The sequence below is a fragment of the Pauljensenia sp. UMB6358 genome (genome assembly GCF_030216865.1).
Taxonomy (GTDB): domain Bacteria; phylum Actinomycetota; class Actinomycetes; order Actinomycetales; family Actinomycetaceae; genus Pauljensenia; species Pauljensenia turicensis_A.
This window is the reverse complement of sequence record NZ_JASOMS010000024.1, coordinates 1-715: the sequence shown is the minus strand read 5'-3', so window position 1 is coordinate 715 and position 715 is coordinate 1. Positions and strand designations below refer to the sequence as shown.

Sequence of the window (715 nt, the reverse complement as noted above, 5' to 3'; positions counted from 1 at the left end):
GAGCATGAAGCGCAGTGTCCTAAGGATTTTAGGGCTGTAGAGATTTGGATAATTGGTTCCCCGGAGGATCTCCCCCCGGATTCAACAAAAATTGACACTAACAGCGAGGTACCCCCGGCTGGTGGGGTTGCCCCTGATTTATTCGTGGGGACTATTAACACTCGGGCGGGCGGGGCTAAGACTGTTGAATTAGCTCCAGGCACTTACAACGTGGCTTTACGGTGTAGGGCGAAGTCGGGTAAGGCTTCGGCGTTGTCGCCTGTTGTTGTGGCTAAAGTGGCTGGTACTGCCACGCGTAAGGCCTTAGATGAGGCTAAGGGCCGTATTGATGCGGCTTTTGATCATGCTACTAAGGTGGGTAAGGATTTTGAGGCCGAGAAGGCCCGTGTTGATGGTGAGCTTGCTAAAGCGTTGGGTGCGACCGACGAGGTAAAGAAGTCCGTTGTTGCGGTGACTTCGCAGGCTGATAATGCGAAACGGCTTGCGGAGGAGGCCAAAACCAAGGCGGATTCTGCGTCTAATACTGCTGACGACGCTAAAAATAGTGCAGAGCATTTACGCGGCGACATGGTCGAAATGGGCGACGAAATAGACCGGTTTAATCGTGAGTTGCCTGAGGCTAAGAACGCGGCTGAGGCGGCTAAGAAGGCTGCGTCTGAGGCGGATTCTAAAGCGACTGCTGCGGCGAAGCTTGCGGGTTCTGCTAGTGAGGCTG

At 54.1% G+C, this 715-nt stretch carries 1 protein-coding gene; it reads left to right on the top strand.

Annotated features, from left to right (window positions below; genetic code table 11):
- Nucleotides 1–267 precede the first annotated feature (267 nt).
- On the top strand, nt 268–715 hold a 448-nt coding region (locus QP381_RS08445; protein ID WP_285068470.1), incomplete at its 3' end, for a hypothetical protein.